Source organism: Nocardia sp. NPDC002869 (genome assembly GCF_046764065.1).
GTDB lineage: Bacteria > Actinomycetota > Actinomycetes > Mycobacteriales > Mycobacteriaceae > Nocardia > Nocardia rhamnosiphila.
In genome coordinates this window covers 42,016-63,381 of the sequence record NZ_JBKOOL010000011.1, presented here as the reverse complement: position 1 = coordinate 63,381, position 21,366 = coordinate 42,016, and the positions used below count along the sequence as shown (strand labels likewise).

Here is a 21,366-nt window from a genome sequence, read left to right as displayed (position 1 = left end):
GTCCACCCGTGGTTGACGCGCCGTTCGCTGTCCGGAGCTCAGGAGATATCGAAAGCGCGGGCCCGCAGTGACCGTTCAACCCCCGCTTTGCCCTCGCTCACCAGGCGTAGCAGGGCCGGCGGGTGGTCGGCGGCGAGGAATTCGTCGGCGCGGGCGACGGCTTCGTCGCTGATATCCCAGGCCGGGTACAGCCCGACCACCACGGTTTGCGCGACCTCACTGGACCGGCGTTCCCAGACCGCGGGGATCTCGTCGAAATACCGCGCCACGAAGGGCGCCAGCAAGCTGTCCTGTCCGGCCGGCGCGAAACCGCCGACGATGGAACGGGCGGTGATGTTGGGGACCGAATCGTCGCCGATCACCCTCTCCCACGCCGATTCCTTCACCTGCTGCAGCGGGCGCGCGGTGGCCGCGGTGGCCGCCTGCCGCCGGCCGGCCGCCGTTTCGTCGTTGCGCAGTTCGGCATCGATGGTGGGGGTGTCCGGGCCGTCGGCGTCGATCTCCCCGGCCGCGGCGAGGGCGGTCAGCAACCGCCAGCGCAGGTCGGTGTCGACGGTCAGGCCGGGCAGGCCGACGGCCGCCGGATCGCCATCGAGCAGTTCGCGCAGCACCTCACTGTGCCAGGCGGACAGTTTGGCGCCGGTGAGAGCGTTGATGAACGCGAGCTGATGATCGGATCCGGGCGCCGCTTCGCGCGCCAGCTCCAGGAGCCGGTTCGCGTATTCCGGCCAGCCGGTGGTCTCGGCCCAGGCCGGATCGGCGTAGCTGCGCAGGGTGGTGTTGGCCTGCATGAGCAGCCGCTGCACCACGCCGATCTCGGTTTCCGCGCCGATACCCTGCTGGACCAGCGCGACGAAATCGCGGGCGCGGAATTCGGCCTGCCGGGTCATCTCCCAGGCCGCGGACCAGGCGAGGGTGCGGGGGAGGGGATCGGCGATATCGCCGATCCGGTTCACCAGCACATCGAGCGAATCGGCGTCGAGGCGCACCGAGCAGTAGGTGAGATCGTCATCGTTGACCAGCACGAACTTTCCGCGTTCGGTACCGACCAGCTCGGGGATATCGGTGCGCTCGGCGGCGTCCAGGTCGAGTTCCACCCGCCGGGTGCGTACCAGTTTGCCGTCGCGGTCGTCGTAGACCCCGATGGCCAGGCGATGCACGCGCTGTTCTCCGGCGCCGGGCGCCGCACCCTCCTGGACCACCGCGAAGGAGGTGAACGTGCCGTCGGCGCCGACCTCGAATTCGGGGCGCAGGATATTGAGGCCGGTGGTCTTCAGCCACTGGGCGCCCCAGGTGGACAGGTCGCGACCCGAGGATTTCTCCAGCGCCGCCAGCAGGTCGTCGAAGGTGGCGTTGCCGTAGGCGTGGTCGGCGAAGTAGGCGCGCAGACCGGCCAGGAACGGCTCCAGCCCGACGTAGGCCACGAGCTGTTTGAGCACGCTCGCGCCCTTGGCGTAGGTGATGCCGTCGAAGTTCACCTCCACCGCCGCCAGATCGGGGATATCGGCGGCGATCGGGTGGGTGGAGGGCAGCTGATCCTGTCGGTACGCCCACGATTTCTCGACATTGGCGAAGGTGGTCCAGGCGCTGGTGTACTCGGTGGCCTCGGCCTGGCACAGCACCGACGCGAAGGTCGCGAAGGATTCGTTGAGCCACAGGTCGTCCCACCACTTCATGGTGACCAGGTCGCCGAACCACATATGCGCCATCTCGTGCAGTACGGTCTCCGCGCGCCGTTCGTAGGAGGCCCGGGTGACCTTCGACCGGAAGACATAGTCCTCGAGGAAGGTGACCGCGCCCGCGTTCTCCATGGCGCCGGCGTTGAACTCCGGGACGAACAGCTGATCGTATTTCCCGAATGCGTACGGGACGCCGAAGTTCTTGTGGTAGAAACCGAAACCCTGCTTGGTCTCGGTGAACAGCCGGTCGGCGTCCATATGTTCGGCCAGCGAGGCGCGGCAGTAGATGCCCAGCGGGATATCGCCGTGCTCGTCGGTGTAGGTGTCGGTCCATTCGGCGTAGGGACCGGCGATGAGCGCCACCAGGTAGGTGCTCATGAGCGGAGTGGTGGCGAATCGGTGCTTTCCGCCGTCCACGGTGCCGGCGCCGTTGGAGATGACCTTCCAATCCGCCGGGGCGGTGACCTCGATATCGAAGGTGGCCTTGAGGTCGGGCTGGTCGAAGCAGGCGAACATCCTCTTGGCGTCGGCCGTCTCGAACTGCGAGTACAGATAGACCGCGTCGTCGGCCGGATCGACGAACCGGTGCAGGCCCTCACCCGTGTGGGAGTACTCGCAGTCGGCCTCCACTACGAGTTCGTTGCGCTCGGCGAGGTCGGTGAGGGTGAGGCCGGTGGACTCGTCGTAGCGGTCGATATCGAGCGGGGTGCCGTTGAGCACCGCCGAACGCACTCCCCGGGCGACGATATCGACGAATGTGGACGCACCGGGTTTCGCGGTGAAGGTGACCGTACTGCGGGACAGGAACGTCTGCTCGCCCGGTTTCCCCGCCCCGTCGGTCAGATCGAGGTCGATGCGGTAGTTCTCGACCGAGACGACCTCGGCGCGTTCGATCGCCTGTTCGCGGGTGAGGTTCGGTGCGGACATCGGGCTCCTTCGAGGACACGAGTGCAACGGGCACGGGCGTTGTCCACAATGCCACGCCGGTAAGGTTGCCCGCGCGGGAGTCGATCTCGCCGGCCACACCACCAGGATCGGAGCGATAACGTGAAGCATGTGCACGCCGGAAAGGTGCGCGACCTGTACACCGACGGCGACACACTGCTCCTGGTCGCCTCGGACCGGGTCTCGGTGTACGACGTCTCGCTGCCCACTCCGATCCCGGACAAGGGCGCCCTGCTGACCCGGCTGTCCAACTGGTGGTTCGAGTATTTCGCCGATATCCCCAACCATGTGCTCTCCGCTACGGATGTGCCGCCGGAGTTCGCGGGCCGGGCCGTGCGGGTGAAGCCGTTACAGATGGTGCTGGTGGAGTGTGTCGCCCGGGGCTACCTGGTGGGCTCGGGATGGAAGGACTACCAGCGCACCGGTTCGGTCTCGGGGATCAGGCTGCCCGAGGGATTGCGCGAAGGCGACAAACTTCCCGAACCGATCTTCACCCCGACCACCAAAGTGTCCGATACCGGCCACGACGAGCCCATGACCTTCGACGAGGTGGTTGCGCAGGAGGGTGCCGAGGTCGCCGGGCGACTGCGTGACCTCACCCTCGACCTGTACTCCCGGGGCGCGGCCTACGCGGCCGAACGCGGTGTGATCATCGCCGATACGAAAGTCGAATTCGGCTGGGACGGTGACGTCCTCACCCTGGGCGACGAACTCCTGACCTCCGATTCCTCCCGCTTCTGGCCGGCCGCGGAGTGGGAGCCCGGCCGGCCGCAGCGGTCGTTCGACAAGCAGTTCGTCCGGGATTGGGCCACTTCCACCGGCTGGGACAAGGAACCGCCCGGCCCGGAGATCCCGGCCGATATCGTCGCGGCGACCCGCCGCAAATACGTCGAAGCCTACGAGCTGATCACCGGCCGCAGCTGGGGGTAGCCGGGGTGTGAGGCGCGGTGCCGGAGCAGGGCCGCTTGTAGCGTGAGGTAGTCGTATTCGGCTCGGCCGCCTGCCCGGCGCGCTCACGACGAAGCCGGAGCCGGGTCGTTGATTCCGGCACGCCAGGTATCGCCTTGAAGTGATGTGGGTCACATATCATAACGGCGTCGAGCGGTCCGCCAGCCGGGCCGGGTCGACCGGTTCGCCGGAGAGGATCAGCTCCTTGATCCGGTCACCGACATCCCACACGTTCACGTTCATTCCCGCCAGTACCCGGTGCTGGGGATCGAGCCAGAACGCGACGAATTCCAGGCCGTCGCGGTCACCGCGGACGACCACCTGCTCGTAGTCGCCCGGTGCGGCGAACCCGGTGTACTCCATCCCGAGGTCGTACTGGTCGGTGAAGAAGTAGGGGAGCCGGTCGTAGGACGCGGCGCGGCCCAGCATGGCCGCGGCCGCGACCGCGGGCTGATTCAATGCGTTCGCCCAGTGCTCCACCCGGATACGGCGGCCCAGTACCGGGTGGTCCTGCTCGGCGATATCGCCCACCGCGACGATATTCGGATCGCTACTGGTCAGGCTCGCATCGACCAGGACACCGCTCCCGGTCAGCAGACCGGACGCTTCGGCGAGTTCGATATTCGGCCGGGCCCCCACCGCGACCAGGACCGCGTCCGCGCCGAATTCGGTACCGTCCGCGAGCGCGACACCGGTCGCCCGGCCGTCGGCGGTCGTGATCTGCTGGACCCGCGCCCCGAAACGCAGGTCGACCCCGTGGCCGCGGTGCAGTTGCGCGAATACCTCGCCCATCTCCGGGCCGAGTGCGCCCACCAGGGGCGCGGAGCCGGTTTCGAGGATGGTGACCGCCACTTCCGCGGCGCGTGCCGCCGCAGTGACCTCGAGCCCGATCCAGCCCGCCCCGATGACCACCAGGCGCCGGGCGGTGCGGAACAGCTCGATCAGCGCATCCGATTCGCCCAGGGTGCGCAGGGTGTACACACCCTCGGCATCGGCGCCGGGAATGGGCAGGACACGGGACTCCGCGCCCGTGGCCAGCGCGAGTCTGTCGTATTCCAGCGTCGATCCGTCGGGCAACGCCACGGTCCGGGTGGCCCGGTCGATCGCGGTGACCTCGGTGCCCAGCAGCAGATCCACATTGTGGTCCCGGTACCAGGCCGCGGTCTCCACGGTGAACTCCTCGACCGGTTTCGTCCCGGCCAGGTACTCCTTGGACAGCGGCGGCCGCTCGTACGGCAGTCGATCCTCTCTGCCGATCAGAGTGATGTGCCCGTCGAAATCGTTGTCTCGCAGCGCCCGGGCGACTTTCGCCCCGGCCAGGCCGGCGCCGGCGATGACGAAATGCTGCGCAGAGGTCATGGCTGATACTCCCTTGTGGTGGGCGGTTCCAGCGACGATCCGAATCCTCCCGTCAGCCTACAAAGGACAGCACTCATCTCCGGCCGGTTCGGGAACGAAAATCCACCGGGCGGGGTTGCTCGTTACAGCGCCTGTGTCCGGCGACCGGCCGGCACTGCGGCGGTAACCGTGGCGGTGGGTGGTATCCGCCGCCGACCTGTGGAGAGGAACGAACGTGCCCGACTCGGCCGTGAAGAAAGACCTTGCCGAATTCTGGTTCGACCCGCTGTGCCCGTGGTGCTGGATCACCTCCCGATGGATCCTCGAGGTCGCGAAGGTCCGCGATATCGAGACACGGTTCCATGTGATGAGCCTGGCGGTGCTCAACGAGGGGCGCGATCTGCCCCCGGAGTACCAGGAGCTCATGACCTACGCCTGGGGGCCGGCACGGGTGGCCGTCGCCGCGGCCGAGCAGCACGGCGAGGAGATCCTGTCGCCCCTGTACACCGCGCTGGGGACCCGGTTCCACAATCGCCGCGCCGAGTTCGAGCGCGAGGACGACCGCTCGGGCACTTTCGCCGCGATCGTGGCGGACGCGCTCGTGGAGACCGGGCTGCCGGCCGAACTGTCGGCCGCTGCCGAGAGCAGTGAATACGACGAGGCGCTGCGCAAGAGCCACCACGCCGGGATGGATAAAGTCGGCCCGGATGTCGGCACGCCGACGATCCACGTCAACGGGGTCGCGTTCTTCGGCCCGGTGCTCTCCCGTATCCCGCGCGGTGAGGAAGCGGGCAAATTGTGGGACGCCGTGGTGACGCTGGCGGCCTACCCGCACTTCTTCGAACTCAAGCGCACCCGGGACGAGAGCCCGGAATTCGACTGAGCCGCGGGGTTGCGGTTTCCGCTCGGAAGCCGCAACCCACCCGGGTCAGCGCGGCGCTTTCGACAGCGCGACCGCGTCGCCGCCGTGCCCGGGAGGCGGTGGCTGCCCGGGCAGCGGGCCGAACCGCGGCGGGGCCGGGTCGGGCCGCCAGAACAGCTTCCCGTGCCGGCTGCGGTCACGCAGCGCCCACATGCGCCAGGTGAGCACCGGATGCGAGGCCATCGCATTGACCAGCCAGACGAAGAACCCGCGTTCCTGGGCCGCGCGGTCGGCCATCTCGTCGAACCCCACCACCGAGTTCAGGTACTTTCCGGCCGCCAGGGTGCCCATCGCGGCGGGTGCCCCCTGCGGCCTATGGCAGTAACCGTGGTTGTCGGCGGTGTACTCCTGGGCGCGGATCAGCGAGTTGCCCAGCACCGGCAGGAACGGCACCAGGAACATGCCGAGCTGCCGCCAGTATGAGGCGTGGCCGGCCGTGATATGGCCCACTTCGTGACCGATGATGAACGCCAGGGCGTCCGGTTCCCGGGCGGCGCCGCTGATCTCGAACAGATCGCTGTAGACCACCACGTAACGGCGGAAACCGTGTCCCGAGGCGAAGGCGTTGATCCGGCCGTTGCCCAGCACGACGTAGGCATCCGGGGCACTGGCCATACCGAAGCGGGCCGCGGCCTCCTGCACCATCCGGTAGCCCTCGGGGAACTGGGAGGGCGACATCTTCACCCCGTTCACCCGCTGGGACGACAGGTTGACGCCCCGACCGAACCAGAGGAGGAGCGGGGCCGCCACCAGGAGCAGGATGTACTGGTTGACCAGCCCGAGGAGCAGCAGCAGGAAAGCCAGCAGATACGAGCCGACGGTGAGCAGTATCACCACGACCAGCAGCGGGATCTCCCAGCTGTGCCGGGCGGGCATCCCGAACGGCGACAGCCCGCGGGGCTCGTGCCGCGGCACCGGCGGTGGGGGATACCCGCCCGGGAGCGGGACGGAGGAGGCGGGGCGGTCGGTGAGCCACGGGTAGGGCCCGGGCTCCGGTGTACTCGCGGACCAGGCGGCGCCGGGGCCGGATCCGGACGGCTGCTGAGGGTCGTGCGGCTGCATACCCACGACAATAAGCAGTGACCCGGTGACCCCGCCCGCCGTCGGCGCCCGGTAACGGGCCTGACAGAATCGCAGCCATGCGCGTATACCTGGGTGCCGATCACGCTGGTTTCGAATTGAAGAACGCCGTCAAGGACCACCTGGAAAAGGCCGGTCACGAGGTCGTCGACTGCGGCGCCCTCGTCTACGACGCGCTCGACGACTATCCCGCCTTCTGCATCGAGGCGGCCCGCCGCACCGTCGCCGACCCGGGCAGCCTTGGGCTGGTCTTCGGGGGGAGCGGTAATGGCGAGCAGATCGCCGCGAACAAGGTGCCGGGTGCGCGGTGCGCCCTGGCCTGGAGCGTCGAAACCGCCCGTTTGGCCCGCGAACACAACAACGCGCAGTTGATCGGTATCGGTGGCCGGATGCACTCGCGCGACGAGGCCCTGGCGATCGTGGACGCCTTCATCGAGACCCCGTGGTCCGGCGAGGAGCGGCATCAGCGCCGGATCGATATCCTCGCCGCCTACGAGAAGTCCGGCGAACCGCCGGCGCTGCCCGCCCACTGATCCTTCGGGCAGGCGAGTAGTCGGGTGCCGGAAGGTCACACCCTGCACCGCCTCGCCCGCCGGCACGAACAGCGGCTGGCCGGCGCGGTGGTGCGGGTGACGAGCCCGCAGGGGAAGTTCGCGACGGGAGCCGGCCGGGTCGACGGCCGGGTTCTCGTCCGCTCCCAGGCGTGGGGCAAACATCTGCTCCACGAATACGAGGGTGAGCTGTACGTGCACATCCACCTGGGGTTGTACGGCGCCTTCAGCGAATCGGAGCTGCCGATGCCCGAGCCGGTGGGGCAGGTCCGGATGCGGCTGACCGGACCGGGCCGCGACGGCCGCGGGTTCGGCACCGACCTGCGCGGGCCCACCGCCTGCGAGATCCTCACCCCGCCGGAGACCGAGGCGCTCATCGCCCGCCTCGGACCCGACCCGCTGCGCCCGGACGCCGACCCGGACCGGGCGTGGGTGCGGATCCGCCGCTCACGGCGCAGTATCGGATCCCTGCTGATGGATCAGCGGGTGATCGCCGGAGTAGGCAATGTGTATCGAGCGGAAGTACTTTTCCGGCACGGTATCTCCCCGCAACGCCCGGGCGCGGAACTGACCGCCGCGCAGTGGTCGGCGCTGTGGGCCGACCTGGTCGACCTGATGCGGGTGGGCGTGCGCCGCGGGAAGATGCACGTCGTGCGGCCGGAGCACGATCACGGGGCGCCCTCCTACGCCGCGGACCGGCCGCGCACCTATGTCTACCGCCGGGCAGGTGAACCCTGCCGATGCTGTAGCGGGCCGGTGCGGCATACGGTGCTGGAGGGCCGGAACCTGTTCTGGTGCGCGCAGTGCCAACCCGCCTGAACCGCGCCGTTCAGCCCGCGACGGCCGTACCGGTATCGAGCGTTTCGGCCCCGGCGTAGCGGCGCCCGCCCGCGGTCTTCGCCGAGTACATCGCCCGATCGGCCCGGCGCAGCAGTTCGGCCAGTTCGCTGCGGTCCTGTGGCGGGGCATAGGTGGTGCCGACGCTGGCCGAGACCGGTACCGGCCCCACCGACGACCACACCGAATCGTTCAGCGCGTGCACGATGGCGTGAGCCAGTTCGGTGACGCGGTTATCGGCCATCCCCGCCGCCAGCACGAATTCGTCCCCGCCGTAGCGGCACACCACCGCTCCCGGTGGCGCCACCTCCCGCAGCCGCTTGGCCAGTTCGACCAGCACCTCGTCGCCCACCGCGTGACCGTAGCTGTCGTTGATCTGCTTGAACCGGTCCAGATCCACCACCAGCAGACCCACCCCGCGGTCGGCCTGTTCGGCCATCATGCGTACCCGCTTGCGCAGCAGGGTGCGGTTGGCCAGCCCGGTCAGCGCGTCATGGGTGGCCTCGTGTTCGAGCCGCTGCTGCAGTGCGGCGAATTCGCGGACCCGCTGGGTGGCCTCGTCGGAGAGGTTCTTCTTCTGCTGGGCCAGGGCCAGCTCTTGGAGCGCCTGGGCATAGCTGTCGATGGCCTGGCTGGCCACCAACGGCCACCGGGTCGCCACCAGGGAGCCGCGCGGGCCGGCCGGAAAGCCGAGCAGGGTGCGCGTGACCAGCGCGAGCATCCGGACCTGCTGGAGCGGTTCGGCACAGAGCCGGGCGCCGAGCCGGCGGGCCGCACGAATCGGGAAAGGATCGGAAACGGTGAGGTCCAGAAGTTGCTCGAGGATTTCGACGAGTACGGGTTCGATATCGGCGGCGGTGATATCGGCGTCGGGCTGGGCGCCGGCGGCCAGCGCCCACTCCCGGGCCGTGGAACGGACGGGTGGCCGGCTCTCAGTGGTCATATCGACCACCGGCGGCGGTGGAGCTCACGCCGCGGATCAGGGTCCGCCGCGTCGGTACCGGGCTGAGCCGGCTCTGTCGTACTGCTATGCGGATGGTCCACCTTGTCGGGTGCACGCTACCGCCCCCTTTCCAGATACCCCGTCCGGCAAGAAGATCGTAGCAAGATGGTGGAACCCGCCGACCTGCGTTCTAGAACAGGTTCCGGGCCCGGTACAACAGTTATCTCTGCCCCTATCGTCGCGGAATCGCTTGCGTTACACACCTTTGCAGAGATATCCGTGCCGTGCCCGGTCCGGCGATCGGCCCGGTGGGCCCCGGAATTTGCTTTTCCCGCTATTGGTAAGTCGGTGAGAGCCCGGCCGGGCCCGGCGCCACCGGTGATCTCTGTACCGGTGAGGGGCTGATTGGCGAAATGAAACCACGATTGGGTAGAGTCGCTGTGCACACGATATCGTGGCGATCCCATGGATGTCGTATGCATGCGGGTGTAGTTCAATGGTAGAACCTCAGCCTTCCAAGCTGATGGTGCGGGTTCGATTCCCGTCACCCGCTCACACGAAAAGGTCCTGCCATCAGGGCGGGTACCGCCGGTTCGCGGGGAAGCCGCCGGCATGGTGGCCGCGCCGGCAACCGAACCGAGCGCCGGTTGCGGCCGCGAGGGCGCCGGGCGCCGGAGGCCGGTACACGTTGCGTATCTGTTGTTCCTCTTCGTCGACCGCCGGAGCGGATCGGACATTTCCTACCCACCGGATGCCGGGAAGACGGCCGTCGGCCGGGCAGGCCGGAATTGCTGTGCCCCTGAAGTTGTGGTCACCGCCGAGCGGTGAGCGCACCCGGACCGGGTGCCGGTGCCACCGGACGGGCCCGCCCGGCCTTGCGCCCACGGTCTTCCCCGGCCGACCGTGTCGATGCAGCGCCGTTGCGTGGTTTGCCTTCGTCGTGAATGCGTGGCATCTTGTTCTCGTTCGAACGTCCCGGGCGACGGGGACGGGAGAACATCGTGAGATCCGGCCGGTATGGACATCGGTTCGGTCACACGGGCCCGATCGGGTACGATCGAGCGGAGCGAGAGTCGGTTCGACCAGCGGTTTTCTGGCATATGGGCAGGTCCCGTACTACTGAAGAGCCGTCGTCCGAGGGCTGATGGTGCGGGTTGGATTTCCGTCACCCGTTCCGGACCGGTGCTCGTTTCCCTCCGGGGAGAGTACGGGGTGTGGCGCAGCTTGGTAGCGCACCCGCTTTGGGAGCGGGTGGTCGCAGGTTCAAATCCTGTCACCCCGACAAATGTTCGTTCGCACCGCCGTGCGCCGCTGATCCGCCCCTCAGATTCGCGACCGGGACGGCTGTTTCCCGTCGTTCACCGCGCTCGGCTGACCGGCGCGGGGAAGCCCGATCTCCACATCGGGCGCCGGGAGTTCCGCACGGCGCCCGAAGGCCTGGTCGATCAATTCGGACGCGGCCCGGGTGACGATCAGCCGCGCGATGGCCAGGTCGGTTTCCAGTTTGGTGCGGTCCTTGGGGTTTCGTTCCGATAGCTCGTAGGCGCGGCTCGCCAGTACGTAGAAGATCTCGGCGGCGTAGCGGTCGGCGATGCGGTCGCAGTCCGAGCGCATACGTTCGACCAGATGGAAGGTGGCGGCCGCGGGCAGACCGGCGTCGGTGAGCCGGGTGGCCAGATCACTGCAGCGCGGGTTGGTGACCCGGTACACGTCGAAGGGGTCGTCACTGGCGGCCAGTGCCTGCTGGACGTATTCGGGAAGTTCATGGACCGGCTCTTCGGGCTCGGGCTTCGCCGGGGCCGGGGCCTGCCGTCCGGGTGTGCTGACGGTCTGATCGGTGACACCCAGCACGTCCCCGAGGCCGTCGCCGCGGTCCCAGGCGGCCAGGAGTTCCCGGATACCGTTCAGTTTCATCCCCCGGCCGAGCAGACGGCTGATTGTCTGCAACCGGTTGAGGTGGTCCGAGCCGTAGTAGCCGATCCGGCCCCGGACGTCGGGGGAGGGCAGCAGCCCACGCTCGTGGTACACGCGGACACTGCGCACGGTGGTTTCGGCAGCCCGCGCCAGCTCGTCGATCGTGTACTCGGATTCGCCAGCCATACGTATAGGAAACCATAATCGGGCCCGTAGTTAAACGGTCCGTAACCAAACGAACCGCTGAGCAGCGGCTAAAAGATGTGAAAAACAGGTCAACGTCCCGTTACCTAACGGCATGAGACCTTGCCTGAAGGGCCTTCCGTGCTCTAACGTGCGTGATACAGCTGACATCAGCTGGTTTCCGGGGACTGTTGAGCAGCCCTGACGTTCCGCCCGACCAACGGGACACGTATCGGTTTCCCCCGGCGTGCCCTCGGCAGTTCCGGAGACGGCTATGAGCACAACGCGAGTTCGTTCCCTGAGCGTGGTTACACCCCGCGCCACCACTACTTCCCGGCTTCCCGCGACGCCGCTGCCGGCGCCTGCGAAATCGGCGCAGCGGCCGCCGTGCGCGGAGGTACCGGACAGCTGGGACCTCGACTCCGGGACTCCGGAAGCCTGGCATTCAGCGGTGCGCATCTGCTATGGGTGCCCACTTTTCGTACAGTGCAGCCGGTTGGCGCAGACGCTCATCGAGCGGGGCGATGCACCGCGAGCCATGATCTGGGCAGGCGTCGCCTACGACAACTCGGGCAACGTCATCGAGAATCTCGACCGGCACCGGACCGTGCCCATCGACCACAAACGCCCGATGCGCATCATCCGCAACGGCCCACGCCCCACGCACGGCGCGGCGGTCGCCGGTGCTCCGAAACGGCATATCGTGCTGGGCCGCCCACTTCGGCCGACGGAGTCGGCGGCTGTCTGAACTATGCTCCGGGGGCAAACACGGCTCTAGCTCTGGTGGTGCGTAGATGACAATCCTGGCGTTGGAGATCGGTCCGACCCGGTTCGCGGCGATCGAGATCGCCGACGACGTCGGGGCCGACCGGGTCCAGCGGATTTCGATCCCGCGTGCCGGGGCGTGGGATCGGGTTCGGGAGCTGCTGCTCCGGATCGCCGCCGGGCGAGATGTCACCGCGGTCGGCATCGCCTCGAACGGACCGATCGATATGGCCTCCGGTGTGGTGGCGCCGGATCAGGTGAAGGAATGGCAATCCGGCTTCCCGCTGGTGGAAGCGGTGCAGAAGCTGTTCCCCGCCGCGACGGTCGCGATGGCCCTCGACGGTGTGTGCCTGGCACTGGCCGAACGGCATTTCGGCGCCACCCAAGACGTAATGGACTCGCTGTCGATCTATGTCTCGGACACGATCGTCGGCGGTGTGATGGTCGGCGGCTTCGTGGTGGTCGGGCGTACCGGCAACGCGGGCCAGATCGGTCATGTGCTGGTGCCCGGCTACGACGGGCGATGCGCATGCGGAGGGCGCGGATGCCTGGAATCGGTGGCCGGTGGTGCGGCGCTGACGAAATGGGCGCGCGAGCAGGGCTGGGAGGGGGACTCGCTGCAGGCTCTGGCGGCCGACGCGCAGGCGTCCGACCGGACCGCGGTCGCGGCGCTGGAGCGGGCCGGTACCGCGCTGGGCCGGGCGATCGCCTCGGTGGCTCCCCTGCTCGACATCGACCGGGTGGTGATCGGCGGGCCGATCGCCACGCCGGGATCGGCCCTGTGGAAACCACTGCACAACGCCGTCGCGATGCACGCGCGGCTACCGTTCCTCACCGGGCTGCGGGTGGTTGGGTCGGAGTTGGAGGATCTCGGCCTGTTGGCCGGCGCGGGCGTTATCGCCCTGACCTCGCAGGGTGAGTGAATTTCCCTGTCGGAAACCGCGGCTCCGAAGGGACCGGCTCGTTCGGGGCGGTGCGCCGAGAGGGTGCCGTGCCGCGGCGGCTCCGCATCCCCCGCGGAGGGGCAGCCGGTCGGCATCGGCCGGTTTGCCGATGTTTAGCCGAAGTCTCCGATGAGGTTTCCTTCCCGGCTCCGGTGCGGGTCACAGGCGGTGTGGGAGCCGCTCCCGGACCCGAACGGCTCGTGTTGCCAAGGGTTTCCGTAGAATTCCCGAGTCGGCGCGCCGGAGGGGTGGTCAACCGGGGTTGCGTGCGGCCCGGTTGCGGGACGTGCACTTCGTGGTAGTCCAAGGTCCACTATTGAACGTGCCGCTGCGCAACGGTACATTATCTCTTGCGGCCGTTGTCTCGTTTGAGGCACCCACCGCGCAACAGTAGGACGCACGCGATGAGAGGGCGCAGTGATCCCCTGGGTGACGGTCGAAACTTTGGCGCCGGAAGGATTCTCGGTCGCGTCGGTCGGGGATACCGGACGGGAGTTCGCCGACTGGCGACGAGTACTGCAGCGGCAGCTCGCACGCACGCCGGCCTTGTACGACGGGCTGAGCACCCGTGATATCACCGAAGCTCTGCGTGCCTCCATCGAAGGTTCGGTCGATGTGGACAAGTCCGTGTCCACCCGCTCGGGTCCGCACCGGCTGATCGTGCGTCCGGTCTTCGGGCCCGGGGGCGACGTCCACGCTGTTCGCTGGTGGGCCGGGCCCCGAAACGGCCCGGTACCGCCCTTACCCGGCGCGGTCGGAGTGGTCTGGGACCTGGACAGTCAGACCCTCGCGCAACCCAGTGGTATCACCGCGCTCTCCGGGATCGCCCCCGAGGAATATGTGCCGCGGATGTCCATCGCGGAATTCTTCCACCGGATCTCTGCCTTCGATCGGCACGCCGAAGTGCTCGATCTTCTCTACCGGCCCGTTCCTGGAGACAAGCTGCAATTCGAGGTCTCCGTACTGCGCAACGCGGGCCGTGTCACCCGGTGGCGGATCACGGTGCGGGCGCGCAACGACGAGTACGTGCGCGGTGCCTGGTGGCTCATAGAGGACATCACCTCCGAGCACGACCCGGCGATCTGGCCGACGCTGGAGAGCGTCGGGTTGCGGGAAGCGCATCGGCGGGCGGGGAACCACCTGGCGGTGGTCCAGCTCGCGCACGCCAGCATTTCCCACTGGCTGACCGACCCCGCGCCCTGGATCCGCTGGGATTACCTGTTCCGGCCGGTCGATGTGTTCCATCCCGAGGATCGGGTTCGGTTGATGGATCTGGGCTCCCGGGTGAACGGTGGCGACAGCGCCGGGGTTACGTTGCGGGCGCTCAACTACGCCGGCGGCTACACCCCGACCTCACTGCTGCTGTATCCCTACCCCGGATTCTCCAATCGCGAACTGGCCATCGCTCAGCTCGTACGGGTTGCCGACGATATTCCTATGGTGGAACCGGAACCCACGGATCTGGCCGCGCCGGGAACGCCGATCGGATACGACGACCAACTCAGATATCGGCTTGCCGGCCGGCTGCGGCACAGCGCGATGTCCTGAGTGTCGCGGGGCCCGCGGCCGAGCAGCGGAGTCCCCACATGTGGGAAGGCGTCTCCGGTTGGTGGCCCGGCTGCTCTTTACCATTTCGAGAGTGAGGACTGGGGTTGCCGGACGTGCCGATTCCGGCGAAGCGCTGCTTCGCCGGATGGCCGCGCGCAGGCGCCGCGACAATATCGTCGTGATCGTCCTCGCGGTCTTGGCCGTATTGGGTGGTGGCCACGCCGTCTACGACTTCTTCGCCGCCGATCCGCAGCCCCCCGGCGACGACCAGATGGTTATCGTTGCCGGTCACGACCGTCTGGCCGGCTCTTTCGCCGAAGACTTCGTGGTCGCCTACCTGAGCGCGGGGACCGGGCAACAGGAGGCGCTGTCACGGTACGTCGGCGGTTCCCAGCAGCTTTCGCTCCCCAAAACCGGTCAGCAGGTGCGCGACCCGATCATCGTCTACACCGGTCGGACGCTGTCCGCCGGGACCGTGGAGGTCTGGTCGGTCACTGTTTCGGTACATGTGGGACGTAGCCAATCCGACAGCGCTCGGCAGTACTACCGTGTGCCGGTCTCGATATCGGAGGGGAACCTACGGGCGCTCACCCTGCCCGCCGCGGTGCAGCCGCCGGGCATCGGAGCCGATCTGGCCCAGGCCTATTCGGCACCGTGCGGTGAGGAGACTCCGTTTACGCAGGTCGTCACCGGATTCCTCACCGCCTACCTCACCGGCTCCGGAGATGTCGCGCGGTACGTGAGCGTCGACTCCGGAATCGCGGCACTGCGGCCGGCCCCGTTCACGGAACTGTCCACTGTGGCCGTCACCGCCGAGGACACCACTTGCGGAGCCGCCGGTGACACCGCGCGAGTGCTGGCGACAGTCACTCCCGAAGGACAGTCCGGGGCCGTTCCGGCACTGGCCTATCCGCTGACGATGGTGCGCGGTGACGGGCAGTGGCAGGTGCGGGTCATCGAGACGTTGCCGGCCCTGAAAGAGCCGCTCACCGCGGTGGTGAACCAGGGGGAGAAGGCCGGTCCGGCACCGGGCGCCACCACCGGGGCGCCCACTACGACCGTAGAGATTCCACGGGCCACCCAGAACTGACGTGAGGCGACGAACACATGGGCAACATATCCAATATCCTGTACGGAATTCTCGTCTTCGTCCGCTGGGCGGGCCTGATCCTGATCACCATCATTTCGATGGGCGTGATGATCTCGGAGGCAGCGAAATCCAAATTGTCCCCGGCGAAGATCCTCGGAGTGGCGGGTTCGGCGATTCTGGCCGCGGTGTTGTTCTGGATGTTGCCGACCCTGGTGAACTACGCGCGCGGTGACGCCAACATGATCGTGCCGGACCACCCCGTGGGTGGTTATAGGTGACCCAGGTGATCAAGGTCTTCACGCCGGTAAAACGTGTCCCCACCATGATCGGCAAGGCCCAGAACGGCCAGAAGTTGCCGTTCGGGCCCTATACCCTGCCACAGGTGGCGGGGGTGGCCGTGGGGTTGATTCTCACGGGACTCGGTGCGATGACCCTGCCGGCGAATCCGGCGATCACCTTTCTGGTCGGTGTGGCGCTGACCGTAGTGATCGGGTTCGGGCTGGGCCTGATCCCTTATACGGGAGTACGGCTGTTGTCCAGGGTCGTATGGTTCGGCCGGCTCGTTCTCTACCCGAAACCCGCGCTCGCCTCCGGTATGCCGGTCACTCCGGAATCGGCTCGGATCACCATGTTCGTCGAGGAGACGGTGGTGGCGATCCTGCCGCACGAACCGGCCGCCTCCATGTCGGCGAGGGAACGCGGCAAGCGCAACGCCGCCCGCGGCGGTCAGATCCTGGAAATGCTGGGGACGAACCGTTTCCTGCGACCGGTGGAGGTGGTCGAACCTGCCACCGCGTCCGGTACCCCCTCGAATTGGCGGACGATGATAGGCGGTAACGGGGGGCGACCGAAGAGCGGAGAGGGACGCTGATGGGGTTCAACCGGGATCTACAACCCACGGCCGCGATTCGCGGGCATCTGCAGTTCACCCATACCGGGCTTGTCACCGCGAACTATTTCATCACTCCGCTCGGCTACGGATTGCGTAAGGCCAGCGATAAATTCGACGTCAAACTGGCTCATCACTCCCTGGTCAACAACCTGCCGAACGGGTCGCTGCTGCTCGGTATCCAGGCCCGGCAGAACACTATCGATGTATTGAGCAAAATGGTCGAAGGCGTGGATCTCGACGAATGCGCCGATTACGCCGACGAGGTGTTCGCCTCCTACGAACGGGTCCGCGCCATCGCCCCGCAGACCCGGATATTCCTGCTTTCGATCCCGGTGGGCACTGCCAACACCAGCGGTATCTCCGCGCTCTCGCGGATGTGGCGGGGTAGTACCACCACGATCGATGCCACCGCCATCTCGCGGGCCGAACTGGACGCCTACGAGAACGAGGCGAACGAGATCCTGTCCCGTATCGGTGGCGACTTCGATCCGGTGCCCGTGCCGGCGGCGATGTTCCAGTGGCTGTGGGAGCACTATCTGGCCCGCGGCGCGGTGGGTGATCCGGTGGCCCCCACCCGCGCCGGCGCCTTGGACGACGCGACCGCGGCGGTGTTCAAATCCGCGGCGCTGGACGAGGGCGCCCGAGCCGATTCACAACGCCGGCTACGCCCCTCCTTCGTCCCGGTGATCAAGGTGGTACAGCCGGACACCGGCTATCGTCCGTCCTACCAGGCCATGCTCACCCCGCGTTCGTTTCCGTACGCGGGCATGATGTTCCCCGGGGGCAGCGAATTCCTCAACGTGATCGACGGCCTCGGCGATGTCACCGTCGACTGGGGGATGCGGATCTCCACCAAACCCGCCGACCAGGTATTGAAGGCCAACGAGATCAACCTGCGGCGGCTCGGCGAGCAGATGGACCAGCGCGACCAGGAGATCTCCTTCGCGCAGAACACATTGATGTCCAAGGCGCAGATGCTGAGCGAGTACAACCAGCATTTCGAGGTGAACGGCGGCGAATCGGAGGTCTCCTTCACCACGGTCATCGCCATCGGAGGCCCTTCTCGGGACGAGACCATGGACGCGGTCAACACCCTACGGCGCCGGTACAAGCGTTTCCAGGTGGAAATGACCGCGCCGGTGGGCGCGCAGGTGGATCTCTGGTCGCTGCTGGTGCCGGGTAGCCCGCCGCGGCGGGCCTTCGACGATTTCGCGCATATCGTGCCCTCGGATATGTGGGCGGGATTCGTACCGTTCACCACGAGTCAGATCGGTGACGACAGCGGTCCGGTCATCGGTATCAATCTGCTGTCCGGGCATTTCGAGCCGATCCATTTCGGAATCATGGAGGCGGCGCTGCACGATCTGTCCGCCTCCTTCGCGGTGACCGGCGAACTCGGCTCGGGTAAATCGTATTTCCTGAAGCTGATGGCCGTCCTCGTCCACGATATGGGTGGACAGTTCCTCGCCATCGACCGCAGCCAGGTCGGGGAATGGGAGCATTTCGCCTCCGCGATCGATGATGCCGTGGTCATCGACCTGGCAAATCCGACAGTATCGCTGGATCCGCTACGTCTGTTCGATCCGCGGGTGGCCGGGGAACGCGCGCTGGACTCCGTGCTGCCGCTGCTGGACCTCTCACCGACCTCGGGTACCGGCGCGGTCATCAGCAATCTGCTGTCACCGCGTGGGGTCGAAGAACACAAGATCGCCAGCCTGCTGGACCTGTTCCGGGTGGTCTGCCGGCTGCGCGACGAACCGGGATCGCTCGAAGAGTACTCCGACCTCGCATCTCGGCTGGGAACCATCGTGGAACGGGTCCCGGTACTGTTCGACCCCGGTCTGGCGCCGATCCGGCTGGACGCCGCGGCCACGGTGGTCCGCAGCCACCGGCTCGCGCTACCCACCGCCGAGGAACTCACCACCCCCCATCTGTACAACCGGTTGCCGCTCACCAAGCGGCTGGGCACCGCGCTGTACGAATTGGTGGGGGTGACCGCCCGGGAGGCGTTCCTCTCCGACAACGGCCGGTTCGGTCTGCTGGTCGGTGATGAGGCGCACCATTTCACCCAGACCCAAGTGGGTTCTGCGGTGACCTCCGATTTCAGCCGTGACGGACGTAAACACCTGGCCGCCATCGGCCTCGCGTCGCACGATCCGGCCACCGACTTCCAGGGCGCCGCGCACAACCTGATCCCCAACCGCTTCGTCTTCCGTCAGCGCGACGAGACACTGGCACGTAACAGTCTGGAATGGCTGGGGGTCGATCTGGAGGAGGCGCCGTTCCTGCTCCAGGCGCTGCGCGAGGAGACCTCGCCACCGGTGGGCGCGGGACGACAGGTCCCCGAGGAGCGCCGGGGTGAGATGTTCATGCGCGATGCGTTGAGCCGGATCGGACGCGGCAAAGTACTCGGCCCGGCCCGTGCGGACAGGGCCGAAGCCATCACCAGTACCCCGACCGTCGTTGCGAAGACCGAGCGGCGAGAGCCGGAGGCGGTGCGGTGACCGGGGCGTGACGATGGCAGGCGGATCGGATTCGGACGGCTACAAGGGGCCGGCGCGGGCGTTCATCGTGGTCGCTGTCCTGTTGATCTGCTGTTGTGGTGGCGCGCTCTCGGCTGTTGGGGTTCCACTCGGGGAGATGATGTCGGTGGGTAAGAGGCACTACGAGTCGCAGTGCGATATCGCGCTGGGGCCGGAGCCGGGCGCGTCGACGTCGGCCACCGCCACCACGACCACCACGCCGGTTCCGGATGCGGTCGCGCGGCAGCAGCGGCCGGAGAAGAACCCCTATGCGGAGTTGGATTTCGACCCCGCCGATCCGAACGTCACCGATCGTGACCTGGCCTGCGCGTCGGCTATGAAGACGGCGCCGATACAGGACGAGCCGTGGCAGGAGACCAATACCGGGCCTGCTGTCTCGTGCGCCGCAGACCTGGCGCTGCGCTATCCGGAAGCAGGGGGTACGCCGACAATGACCGACTACGCGCGCGATGTGATCTACAGCGCCTCGATCGCCGGATCGACCGGACAGTGCGCCCCGACCCGGGCGCCGGCGCCGGTCGTGGTGGAGAACTGCGGTGACCCCACCGAAGTGGCGGCGTCCGTGATACTGCCGGCAACGGTCGGCGAACAGGGTTACTGCGGGCAACTGGTCGACCCGAAAGCCGCCTCTCCCGGGGACCTGGTGTTCTGGGAGTACATCGACCGCCGCGCGACCCGGGTCGGCATCGCGCTCGGGCAGGGAGAGCTGGTGACGGTGGACAGCGGTAGGTTCGTGCGGCTCCGCCTTCCCGAGGACGCCGAGGTGCAGATCAAACGGGTATTGGGGGATGTCGCGTGACCAGTGCGGAAATCGGTCCGTATTCGATAGAGATCGATCTCGTCGGCGAGGAACGGGACGGCGGGGACACCCGGGCGGGGGAGCCGGGGAAACCCGGTGAGCGTCGAACCGGGGGTGGCGGAAAGAACGGCTCGGCGCCGGCGGCGCCCACGCCACCGCCCGGCACGCAGCCTCCGAACGGAACCGCGCCCCCGGCAGCTGGTTCCACGGCTGCGCCACCCTCGGCTCCCCAGCCCGCGCCCGGTCCGGTATCTCCTCCTTCGGCCACGCCGCCCGCTGCCCCGGTGCCCTTGTCCGCGACCACTACCGCTCCGGCGCCGCCGCCGCCAGCGGCGCCGGCACCTGCGCCCGCCCGGGCCGAGGACCGGCCGGAACCCGAACCGCTGGTCGACCCGGAGACCGTGGCCCAGATGGCGCCCATGGCGATGATGGCCGGCGCTGCTCTGCTGCCGATGATCGGTTCGGCGCTGACGGGTCTACTCGGTGGCGGTTCCGGCACCGGTGCGGCTCCCGCCGGTGCGGCTCCCGCCGGTGCGGCCGGCGGCCCGGCGATGGATCCGGAGTCCCAGGAGGCCATGAAGGCACTGAAGGCTCTGGAGTCCGTCTACGGTGACGGGGAGCCGACCGATCCCGGAATGAAGAAACTGCGGGAGAAGGTCACCGGTTCGGACGAGGGCAGTGGTGACGGTCCGCAGATGGTCAAGGCCAAGCGGTTGTTCCAGGCCAATCGCGGCGCCGCCTTCAACAACCTGGACAAGCAGTTCGTCAACTACCTCAACACGCTCGGAACCTCGAACAAGGTCGACCAGAACGCTGTGCGGCGCTTGCTGAAGATGACGAACGAGGCGCTGGCCGAGCTGGGACCGATGGCCTATACGAAAGAGGGGCAGCAGAAGGTCCGCCAGATCCTGACCGCGGCGCTGCAGACCGCGCACAAGATCGTTTCCGGGGGTACGGCGAACAACGGTGATACGGCCTCGGCGATCAATCAGCTCACCAACCAGTATCTGTACAACATCATCGGTAAGCCGTTGCCCGGGGGAGTCAAGTTCACCGCGGCGGCCGCGGCCGTCCGAGGTGGTTCGGAGCGGGCGCAATTCGCGGTCAAGACCGCGCTCGCCCAGATCGGTGACCCCTATGTGTGGGGCGCGGTGGGCCCGAACAGTTTCGACTGTTCGGGTCTCACCCAATACGCCGCCAGGCAGGCGGGCGTGAACATCCCGCGGGTGGCCAATGATCAATACCGGCAACTGCCCGCGGTGAATCCCGCCAATATCCAACCCGGTGACCTGATCTTCCCGTCGACCAGCATGAAGAACGGTCAGATGGGTCACGTGATGATGTATATCGGTAACGGGCAGGTGGTCCATGCGCCGAGATCCGGTGAGAACGTGAAGATCACGAGCCTCCCGCGCAGCTACGAGGCCCGCCGCTTCGCCTGAGTA

General features: G+C 67.5%; 17 protein-coding genes, 2 tRNA genes and 1 pseudogene. 15 read left to right on the top strand and 5 right to left on the bottom strand.

What is annotated here, in order from left to right; genetic code table 11:
• Positions 1 to 38 precede the first annotated feature (38 nt).
• Entirely contained in the window at positions 39 to 2,606 is a 2,568-nt protein-coding gene (gene pepN / locus ACLML9_RS03500; protein WP_411944099.1) for an aminopeptidase N, read from the bottom strand.
• Between the two features lie 114 nt (positions 2,607 to 2,720).
• On the opposite strand from pepN, the pseudogene ACLML9_RS03495 reads away from it, so the two are divergent.
• Positions 2,721 to 3,554, top strand: a pseudogene (locus ACLML9_RS03495) (phosphoribosylaminoimidazolesuccinocarboxamide synthase); the annotation flags it as partial.
• Positions 3,555 to 3,710: 156 nt separating this feature from the next.
• Here the strand turns inward: ACLML9_RS03495 and ACLML9_RS03490 are convergent.
• Positions 3,711 to 4,931 carry an NAD(P)/FAD-dependent oxidoreductase gene (locus ACLML9_RS03490; RefSeq protein WP_411944098.1) on the bottom strand — a complete coding sequence of 407 codons (1,221 nt, stop codon included), beginning with the start codon at positions 4,929 to 4,931 and terminating at the stop codon, positions 3,711 to 3,713.
• A 214-nt stretch (positions 4,932 to 5,145) separates the two neighbouring features.
• Here ACLML9_RS03490 and ACLML9_RS03485 point away from each other — a divergent pair, with 214 nt between their 5' ends.
• Positions 5,146 to 5,793, top strand: a complete 648-nt coding sequence (locus ACLML9_RS03485; RefSeq protein WP_411944097.1) for a DsbA family protein — start codon at positions 5,146 to 5,148, stop codon at positions 5,791 to 5,793.
• Positions 5,794 to 5,838: 45 nt separating this feature from the next.
• Here the strand turns inward: ACLML9_RS03485 and ACLML9_RS03480 are convergent, their stop codons facing one another.
• Entirely contained in the window at positions 5,839 to 6,723 is an 885-nt protein-coding gene (locus ACLML9_RS03480) for a M48 family metallopeptidase (RefSeq protein WP_411944100.1), read from the bottom strand.
• A gap of 248 nt (positions 6,724 to 6,971) precedes the next feature.
• On the opposite strand from ACLML9_RS03480, the gene ACLML9_RS03475 reads away from it, so the two are divergent.
• Both ACLML9_RS03475 and ACLML9_RS03470 read left to right on the top strand, forming a co-directional pair.
• Positions 6,972 to 7,445 (top strand): ribose-5-phosphate isomerase, encoded by a 474-nt coding sequence (locus ACLML9_RS03475; RefSeq protein WP_411944096.1) that lies wholly within the window; start codon positions 6,972 to 6,974, stop codon positions 7,443 to 7,445.
• A 24-nt stretch (positions 7,446 to 7,469) separates the two neighbouring features.
• Positions 7,470 to 8,282 (top strand): Fpg/Nei family DNA glycosylase, encoded by an 813-nt coding sequence (locus tag ACLML9_RS03470; protein ID WP_411944095.1) that lies wholly within the window; start codon positions 7,470 to 7,472, stop codon positions 8,280 to 8,282.
• A 10-nt stretch (positions 8,283 to 8,292) separates the two neighbouring features.
• Here ACLML9_RS03470 and ACLML9_RS03465 read toward each other — a convergent pair whose 3' ends face one another.
• Complete coding sequence (locus ACLML9_RS03465; protein WP_411944094.1) at positions 8,293 to 9,243, bottom strand: diguanylate cyclase domain-containing protein; 951 nt, start codon at positions 9,241 to 9,243, stop codon at positions 8,293 to 8,295.
• Positions 9,244 to 9,725: 482 nt separating this feature from the next.
• Between ACLML9_RS03465 and ACLML9_RS03460 the strand changes: the two genes are divergently transcribed.
• A tRNA-Gly gene (locus ACLML9_RS03460) sits at positions 9,726 to 9,796 on the top strand.
• A gap of 655 nt (positions 9,797 to 10,451) precedes the next feature.
• Positions 10,452 to 10,525 (top strand) — tRNA-Pro (locus ACLML9_RS03455).
• A 41-nt stretch (positions 10,526 to 10,566) separates the two neighbouring features.
• On the opposite strand, the gene ACLML9_RS03450 is transcribed toward ACLML9_RS03455, so the two are convergent.
• Entirely contained in the window at positions 10,567 to 11,343 is a 777-nt protein-coding gene (locus tag ACLML9_RS03450) for a MerR family transcriptional regulator (RefSeq protein ID WP_411944093.1), read from the bottom strand.
• Positions 11,344 to 11,836: 493 nt separating this feature from the next.
• Here ACLML9_RS03450 and ACLML9_RS03445 point away from each other — a divergent pair, with 493 nt between their 5' ends.
• The 9 genes from ACLML9_RS03445 (at position 11,837) to ACLML9_RS03405 (ending at position 21,363) form a co-directional block, all read left to right on the top strand.
• Positions 11,837 to 12,088, top strand: a complete 252-nt coding sequence (locus ACLML9_RS03445) for a hypothetical protein (RefSeq protein ID WP_411944092.1) — start codon at positions 11,837 to 11,839, stop codon at positions 12,086 to 12,088.
• Positions 12,089 to 12,134: 46 nt separating this feature from the next.
• Positions 12,135 to 13,028 carry an ROK family protein gene (locus ACLML9_RS03440; RefSeq protein ID WP_411944091.1) on the top strand — a complete coding sequence of 298 codons (894 nt, stop codon included), beginning with the start codon at positions 12,135 to 12,137 and terminating at the stop codon, positions 13,026 to 13,028.
• 450 nt (positions 13,029 to 13,478) lie between these two features.
• Positions 13,479 to 14,597, top strand: coding sequence for a GAF domain-containing protein (locus ACLML9_RS03435; protein WP_411944090.1), 1,119 nt, complete (start codon positions 13,479 to 13,481; stop codon positions 14,595 to 14,597).
• Between the two features lie 91 nt (positions 14,598 to 14,688).
• Positions 14,689 to 15,687: a conjugal transfer protein gene (locus ACLML9_RS03430; protein WP_411944089.1), complete on the top strand. Its 999-nt coding sequence runs from the start codon at positions 14,689 to 14,691 to the stop codon at positions 15,685 to 15,687.
• Positions 15,688 to 15,704: 17 nt separating this feature from the next.
• Positions 15,705 to 15,965 carry a hypothetical protein gene (locus tag ACLML9_RS03425; RefSeq protein ID WP_411944088.1) on the top strand — a complete coding sequence of 87 codons (261 nt, stop codon included), beginning with the start codon at positions 15,705 to 15,707 and terminating at the stop codon, positions 15,963 to 15,965.
• On the top strand, positions 15,962 to 16,558 hold the full coding sequence (locus tag ACLML9_RS03420) for a hypothetical protein (RefSeq protein WP_411944087.1): 597 nt from the start codon (positions 15,962 to 15,964) through the stop codon (positions 16,556 to 16,558). Before ACLML9_RS03425 ends, ACLML9_RS03420 begins: the two co-directional genes overlap by 4 nt.
• Positions 16,558 to 19,083: an ATP-binding protein gene (locus ACLML9_RS03415; protein WP_411944086.1), complete on the top strand. Its 2,526-nt coding sequence runs from the start codon at positions 16,558 to 16,560 to the stop codon at positions 19,081 to 19,083. Before ACLML9_RS03420 ends, ACLML9_RS03415 begins: the two co-directional genes overlap by 1 nt.
• Positions 19,084 to 19,090: 7 nt before the next feature.
• Positions 19,091 to 19,921: a hypothetical protein gene (locus ACLML9_RS03410; protein ID WP_411944085.1), complete on the top strand. Its 831-nt coding sequence runs from the start codon at positions 19,091 to 19,093 to the stop codon at positions 19,919 to 19,921.
• 290 nt (positions 19,922 to 20,211) lie between these two features.
• Positions 20,212 to 21,363, top strand: a complete 1,152-nt coding sequence (locus ACLML9_RS03405; protein ID WP_411944084.1) for a C40 family peptidase — start codon at positions 20,212 to 20,214, stop codon at positions 21,361 to 21,363.
• Positions 21,364 to 21,366 lie beyond the last annotated feature (3 nt).

Excerpts from the sequence above, each read along its gene's own strand:
- pepN (WP_411944099.1), bottom strand. The coding sequence starts at position 2,606 with ATGTCCGCACCGAACCTCACCCGCGAACAGGCGATCGAACGCGCCGAG.
- ACLML9_RS03490 (WP_411944098.1), bottom strand. The coding sequence starts at position 4,931 with ATGACCTCTGCGCAGCATTTCGTCATCGCCGGCGCCGGCCTGGCCGGG.
- ACLML9_RS03475 (WP_411944096.1), top strand. The coding sequence starts at position 6,972 with ATGCGCGTATACCTGGGTGCCGATCACGCTGGTTTCGAATTGAAGAAC.
- ACLML9_RS03465 (WP_411944094.1), bottom strand. The coding sequence starts at position 9,243 with ATGACCACTGAGAGCCGGCCACCCGTCCGTTCCACGGCCCGGGAGTGG.
- ACLML9_RS03450 (WP_411944093.1), bottom strand. The coding sequence starts at position 11,343 with ATGGCTGGCGAATCCGAGTACACGATCGACGAGCTGGCGCGGGCTGCC.
- ACLML9_RS03440 (WP_411944091.1), top strand. The coding sequence starts at position 12,135 with ATGACAATCCTGGCGTTGGAGATCGGTCCGACCCGGTTCGCGGCGATC.
- ACLML9_RS03425 (WP_411944088.1), top strand. The coding sequence starts at position 15,705 with ATGGGCAACATATCCAATATCCTGTACGGAATTCTCGTCTTCGTCCGC.
- ACLML9_RS03415 (WP_411944086.1), top strand. The coding sequence starts at position 16,558 with ATGGGGTTCAACCGGGATCTACAACCCACGGCCGCGATTCGCGGGCAT.